A 5,425-nucleotide genomic window follows, 5' to 3' on the forward strand; every position below is an offset into this window, starting at 1 on the left:
TTTTTTCATCCGCAGGGACATTAATCAGCTCATCATCGCCAATTCTTAACGTTTTTATTTCCATGTTTACTCCTTTAGGCTGTCGGTGGTGTATAGGGGTGGTTTGCGTATGGAATGGTACTTAGTGTTGGCGCTAAACGCTCGGCAAATGGAATTGGCTCTGCGTACCAGCGAACAGATGCCGTATTCGTAACAACAGTATCGATTTCTCTCTCATCCATCGTTTGTCCTTCATGGTAATTAACATTCCCCCTCCAGTTTTTGATGATCCGGTATCTTAGTCCTCCACCTCTCAAATATAAACCGCTAAAAGTTGGACAAACCGGGCCAAAATCACCTTCTTCACCACCACCGTACAAATCTAAATCTGGGTTAACTTTTCTGCGCCTACAGTACATAGCGAAATTTACATGACTTAAGGTTCCATTATAGCTTTGATGATAACGTTTGATTTGCATGAATTTAGCATCACCACTCCACCCATGAGCATTTCCCTCTAGCTCTAGTAGTAAGCCTGCTTGGTGTCCACTTGTACTATTGAGTGGTTTTGTGTCGCTATTCCACGAGTAGTGTCGAGCAACCGTTAGCTTCCCCCCCCCCCGCTGCATTATTTGGAAAACGCCACCACACCGGATAAAAATAATCCTTTGAACCACCGATAAAAATATCTTGTACATAGCGTGTTTCTGGCATCGCTTCTTGGATAAATTCATCTACATCTTGCTCTTTTTTTGCGATACGCGCATCAAACGCTGCCATTTGGCTGTCCAACTGCTGTGCCTTGCTGTCAACCACTGCGGTTAACGCGTCCGTGGACTGTATCAGGTTTGCAATATCTTGTTCTAATGCCATAAATTGCTCCTATAAAATTCCTTTAGCCATCAGTTCAAACTTTTGTTTAAGATGACGGGTCATATTATTGATTTGTGCAGCGCCGAGCTTGGCAAGCTCTGGGGCGATAAGAATATTAAGATTAACGCCGTTATCGACAATGGTCACCGAGTCCGCAGGAACCCCTGTTAAGACCAAATCGAACGCCAGTAATAAGTCGACTTCCGCCGATTTATACGCAATGGGTCTATCTGGTGAAGAGTACACCGCAAAGAGTACTTCCTCGGGTTGACCATTTGCTTCACTTTCTATGTAAAAGCCAACTTCATTAACCCAAAAGTTGTGATCGGTGTCGTCGATCACACTCATGTGAATTTGGGCATTGCCCTTATCTTCACCGCTGGCCACCATAATACGGTGGACTTCTTGTTGCAGCTGGCTACGCCCTTGATCTGGCGTGTAGTTGCCTGTGCCAAGCCCTACTCTGCTGATCTTCGCTTGAAAGCCATTTTTTTGGGCGTTAAATACTGCTTCCAACCCTCTGGTGGTGATCGTCGGCCGTAAAATCGTGCTCACAGCACCTGTCTCCTTTTGTTGAGTGATACCAATTTGCTTCAATAACCTGAGGTTTGGATAAGGAGTGCTCCAACTCATTGCTGTTAAAGCACAACTAAGCTTTTCCTAGTCTAGCCAGAGAGTTTTAGGGAAAACACCGCTCCCGCGTCCTGCTCTCGCTAAGGTACCTACATCCTGTAGGCAAGGCGAATTTACGCACCAATAGCTGGCTATTGGAAGTGAATTCAACGCAGTTAGCACTAAAACTGGCTGCAAGAAAGGCATTAATTATCCGCAGCTCAGGTTTTATACATATCGGTACGAGATAACAGCAATGGGTTATACCAATCGGTATTACCGCTGGGTAAACGCTGATGACATCAATTGAAGTGAAGTAGTCGCTATTCCAATAACGGTTGTTGATTGCATTGCTGCGATGATTAGGCGTGGCAGTAGAATCTTGCCACTTGAAAACGTTGATTATTAATATGTAAGCTGGTTGCAAATGCACAGCTCAAGTCAATCTTGGCAGCTGGCAGCTTTTGCTCGTTGGTAAAATAAATACGGCTTACAGCGTGACGGCGGTTATTAAGGTGCAGTGCCAGTTGTGCTCGTGTGTGCATATTTGCATTCACAGGTATGCTTTTCATGTACTGGCTTGTTGCCGCAACGGGTTTGGTGCCTGCCAAGGCCAATGCCGCCGACATTTGCGCTGCTGGCGCTTTGACAGCTTGAGTGTGCGCCGTTTTTCGCGCAACTTGCATGCCACTTGAGATAGCCGCACTTTGCACGCCTAACTGCATTTTTGCCCCAACTAAAAAATCAAAGTGTGCACGCTGCGGCTTGGTGCTGTTGGTAACATCTCTTACTGCTTGGTACAGCTCAGGGCTGAGCACCACAGCATCGCTGGTGTAGGGGATTTCATTCGCCCATGCAATAAACATAAACGTATGCGGCTGCTTAGATTGATATGGCGCAATGGCGATATCATCAATCTCTTGAAACCACTCAAAAAATTCTACACTGACGCCAAGTGATGCCAGTGCTCGTTTCACCGCGCCTACAGTCCCTTTATGTTTATGTACTTTAACTGAGTTGGCGATAAATGCGCGTTTAGTCTGAAGCGACCAATTTTCGTCCCATTCATCCACTGACAGTGACCAAGCAAGCCAAGGCAATAGCGCCTCTGGACAGGTTGCAGGGTGCCATTGCCTGCCAATGTATTCTGGTATGGTTGCCTGCACTTTGAGCTCTTCAGGTACACGCTCTACTGCCTCAGCCATGTTACAAACCAGTGGGGATGTACCTGGCGGTAGTAATTTATGATAATTCGCCATAAGTCTCCTTACTCTGTTGGAAAGTGCAGCTGTATAGTGCGACAAAAAGCCGCCTCTTTCACAGTAGATACAATATCGTCATTCATTGTGTGCAATTTGACTTTTCTGACCCCTCCTTGGTGTAGCGCATCAATGAGACCAGAGCTTGGTACTTCTTTACCTAGTAAATAATGAGACTGAATAAACGCATTAACCGCTTGGTTAATCGCTACTTTGACCTGCTCAGTATTAATTCCTGCGTTAAAGTAAATATCAGCTTCAATCGTATATTGTGTTGGCTCTACCAAATGGACTCTGACCAAATCAGTAAGCGGCCTAACATCTTCATTATTTAGGTATCGCAATACCTCGGTACGTAGCGCTTCTTTTTCGTGCAGTGTCTCAACACTTGCTACTGGCAAAATATACGCCTCGACAATACCGGGTAAGCTTGACTCAACATATACGTCTTTCACTTTCGCAGAAGCGGTAAAAGCATGATATTGATAGGCGCCGTTTGTCCCCGCCATTGAGTGGCTTTCTAACGACAATGGGATCCTGAGTCGATAACGCTCGTCAGGCTCATTTTCCTCTCGCGGCACACCAAATAAGACGCCCAAGTGATCTAGGTCTGACCCTTTAGCATAAGCAACCATAACTGATTGCGCTGCATCATTTACGCGTTGCCTAAGTAGCACTTCTCGGTAGGCAAACAGCTCCATCAACTTAATTGCTGGATCTGAAGGCAACCACAGGTAATCAGGGAAGTGCTGCTGTAGCTGCGCCTCTAATTGCTGGTAAACAGCCTCATAGCTAACAGTCTCAAGCACCTCTGGTGCAGATAGGCGCGTCAGATCAATAGCATTATTCATGCTACTCTCCTTGTAAATTAAGTTGGATATAAAAAGCTCTGCCGAAGTAGCTTTGCTGCTAAGATTCTTTGCGCCGCGCGCTTAATAAGGTATCAAGTTTTTTGTCTATGGAATCTAAGCGTTTTTCTATACGCTTTTGATCTTCCTTGCGAATTTGCTTGAGATGATCAAGCGCTTGAGAATTGGTCGTGATCCGTTTATCTAAATCCCCCAGATAAATAATGCTAGACACCAGCAAGACGATGGTGGTTAAAATATGAGCCAGATTCAACTCTTTTTTCATCTGCCATTGTTCTGGGTGATTCACTTACTCACTCCTTTTACTTTTTCCACCGTGCGTAACCCTGCAAGCCCCAGCATGGCAAGTGTTAATTCCAGCATGACATCCAACGGTAAATCGGGTGTGCCCTGCTCCGGTACTAACCACTGTAAGATAGGATTAACAACAAATGAAAATAAAAAACCAAACCCACATACCCACATCAAAAAAGGTCTAGCACCGGCAACAAAAACACTGCGATGTGAGGCTTGTACTTGGTTGATCTGCGCTTGTACTAGCGCATGCTTTGCTATCAGCCGCGCTTTGAGGTGCTCTTGTTTTAGCACCTCTTCTTCGCTGGTAAATAACTCATCTAAGATATTACCAATGGCCTCGATAGGTGCCACGGTTTTAGCTGAAAACAGACTTGCCAGTAGACTCATGCTTGCCACTCTCCACAAATCATTTGCTGTGCTAATTCTTGTGCTCGTATCGGCACTTGTTTTGCCCAGCGACTGTCTAGCATTTCAAGCGCAGCGGTTTCAAAGTCACCTTTTTCTACTGCTTGCAGCATCCGGCGAAAATTAAGCAAACCGGTCACTCCGAGATTAAACGCCATATTGACTAACACCGCTATCCTTGCTTCATTGCAGTGCTGCGTATTAATTCTGCGTGACACTGCCGCTTTTGCATTTTCAACATCACTGGCAAGCAATGACTCAGCTTCATCTTCATTTATTCCGCAATCGTCTAGGTTGCGTCCGTAGCCTATAGTTAGCTTTCCTGCTGTACACAAATAAGGAAACTGCCGAAATCCCTCATGTTTTTTGATTTGCTCCACTGTATTCATTACTGACATACAATCCCCCTCTTTTTCTATTGTGCAGACAAGTTAACCATTAAACTCTGCTCGGCCTTAAGTAACCAAAACTCCATAGAACGCTTACTATCAAAGCCCAGTAGTTTGGCTGCGTTTACGGCGCTACTGTGCATCATATATTTTGCTCGAATGGCTCGCTTACACTCTGGTCTTAGCAACTCTATAGAGGCGCTTAGCTGCGCTATTTCATCTGGGACATGGATCTGCTCTGCACTCATGTTACGACTCGCTACACTTCCTATTGCTTCTGTCGCTGCCTGACGGCTAAACCCCTTACCTAACTCTTTGGCACACCAAAATTTCCCCCAACGTTTAAGCGCGGTACGAACTTGTTTAATTGTCACTTGTTTGTTCATCGTGAATTTTTCCTATCACTTCTAAAATATCGAGTAAGTAAACATCTTCAACTAGGCCAATCACGTCATTCCAGCGAGGGCTATATTCCCTATTTTCCCAGCGTCTTAATGTGCGCTCTTCAATACCGTAGTGAGCCGCTGACTCGGCTTGTGTATAGCCTCTGAGCCTGCGTGCAACACGCAGTATTTCTGCTCCTGTAGGTGCAGGCTTGATTTGACCCACCAGTCTGGATGTGGCTGTGTTTATAAGTGTCATAGTTCTCCTTACCTCAAAAAATAAACACGACTAGTGAAATTTTGTTCTGCTTAGCTGAGTTAATACCAATTTGCTTAATTAAATGGTCTATTTTGAGGCG

The 5,425-nt window shown here is 45.1% G+C and carries 10 protein-coding genes; all 10 read right to left on the reverse strand.

Going from position 1 to position 5,425, the window contains the following annotated elements; all coding sequences use genetic code 11:
• Nucleotides 1–74 precede the first annotated feature (74 nt).
• The gene (locus tag D9603_RS21250) at nt 75–608 is read right to left on the reverse strand and encodes a hypothetical protein (protein WP_241651746.1); all 534 of its coding nucleotides are present in this window, start codon (nt 606–608) and stop codon (nt 75–77) included.
• Nucleotides 556–852: a hypothetical protein gene (locus D9603_RS22255; protein ID WP_241651747.1), complete on the reverse strand. Its 297-nt coding sequence runs from the start codon at nt 850–852 to the stop codon at nt 556–558. The genes D9603_RS21250 and D9603_RS22255 overlap by 53 nt, the downstream gene beginning before the upstream one ends.
• Nucleotides 853–861: 9 nt before the next feature.
• Nucleotides 862–1,407, reverse strand: coding sequence for a phage tail protein (locus tag D9603_RS21255; RefSeq protein ID WP_194086978.1), 546 nt, complete (start codon nt 1,405–1,407; stop codon nt 862–864).
• 419 nt (nt 1,408–1,826) lie between these two features.
• Nucleotides 1,827–2,723 carry a phage tail protein I gene (locus tag D9603_RS21260; protein ID WP_128732830.1) on the reverse strand — a complete coding sequence of 299 codons (897 nt, stop codon included), beginning with the start codon at nt 2,721–2,723 and terminating at the stop codon, nt 1,827–1,829.
• Between the two features lie 8 nt (nt 2,724–2,731).
• Nucleotides 2,732–3,574, reverse strand: a complete 843-nt coding sequence (locus tag D9603_RS21265) for a baseplate J/gp47 family protein (RefSeq protein WP_128732831.1) — start codon at nt 3,572–3,574, stop codon at nt 2,732–2,734.
• 58 nt (nt 3,575–3,632) lie between these two features.
• A complete protein-coding gene (locus tag D9603_RS21270; RefSeq protein ID WP_125253405.1) occupies nt 3,633–3,881 on the reverse strand; it encodes a hypothetical protein in 249 nt (82 codons plus the stop codon).
• Nucleotides 3,878–4,276 carry a 3TM-type holin gene (locus tag D9603_RS21275; protein WP_176033118.1) on the reverse strand — a complete coding sequence of 133 codons (399 nt, stop codon included), beginning with the start codon at nt 4,274–4,276 and terminating at the stop codon, nt 3,878–3,880. Before D9603_RS21275 ends, D9603_RS21270 begins: the two co-directional genes overlap by 4 nt.
• Complete coding sequence (locus D9603_RS21280) at nt 4,273–4,692, reverse strand: glycoside hydrolase family protein (protein ID WP_128732832.1); 420 nt, start codon at nt 4,690–4,692, stop codon at nt 4,273–4,275. The genes D9603_RS21275 and D9603_RS21280 overlap by 4 nt, the downstream gene beginning before the upstream one ends.
• Nucleotides 4,693–4,709: 17 nt before the next feature.
• Nucleotides 4,710–5,069, reverse strand: a complete 360-nt coding sequence (locus D9603_RS21285; RefSeq protein ID WP_125253408.1) for a hypothetical protein — start codon at nt 5,067–5,069, stop codon at nt 4,710–4,712.
• Nucleotides 5,047–5,325, reverse strand: a complete 279-nt coding sequence (locus D9603_RS21290; protein ID WP_125253409.1) for a helix-turn-helix transcriptional regulator — start codon at nt 5,323–5,325, stop codon at nt 5,047–5,049. The genes D9603_RS21285 and D9603_RS21290 overlap by 23 nt, the downstream gene beginning before the upstream one ends.
• Nucleotides 5,326–5,425 lie beyond the last annotated feature (100 nt).

The organism is Pseudoalteromonas sp. PS5 (assembly GCF_004103255.1).
GTDB lineage: Bacteria > Pseudomonadota > Gammaproteobacteria > Enterobacterales > Alteromonadaceae > Pseudoalteromonas > Pseudoalteromonas peptidolytica.

Bases quoted from the DNA above. Each gene is read 5' to 3' on its own strand.
- D9603_RS21285 (WP_125253408.1), bottom strand. From the start codon at position 5,069: ATGAACAAACAAGTGACAATTAAACAAGTTCGTACCGCGCTTAAACGT.
- D9603_RS21260 (WP_128732830.1), bottom strand. From the start codon at position 2,723: ATGGCGAATTATCATAAATTACTACCGCCAGGTACATCCCCACTGGTT.
- D9603_RS21290 (WP_125253409.1), bottom strand. From the start codon at position 5,325: ATGACACTTATAAACACAGCCACATCCAGACTGGTGGGTCAAATCAAG.
- D9603_RS21250 (WP_241651746.1), bottom strand. From the start codon at position 608: ATGCAGCGGGGGGGGGGGAAGCTAACGGTTGCTCGACACTACTCGTGG.
- D9603_RS22255 (WP_241651747.1), bottom strand. From the start codon at position 852: ATGGCATTAGAACAAGATATTGCAAACCTGATACAGTCCACGGACGCG.
- D9603_RS21280 (WP_128732832.1), bottom strand. From the start codon at position 4,692: ATGTCAGTAATGAATACAGTGGAGCAAATCAAAAAACATGAGGGATTT.
- D9603_RS21275 (WP_176033118.1), bottom strand. From the start codon at position 4,276: ATGAGTCTACTGGCAAGTCTGTTTTCAGCTAAAACCGTGGCACCTATC.
- D9603_RS21265 (WP_128732831.1), bottom strand. From the start codon at position 3,574: ATGAATAATGCTATTGATCTGACGCGCCTATCTGCACCAGAGGTGCTT.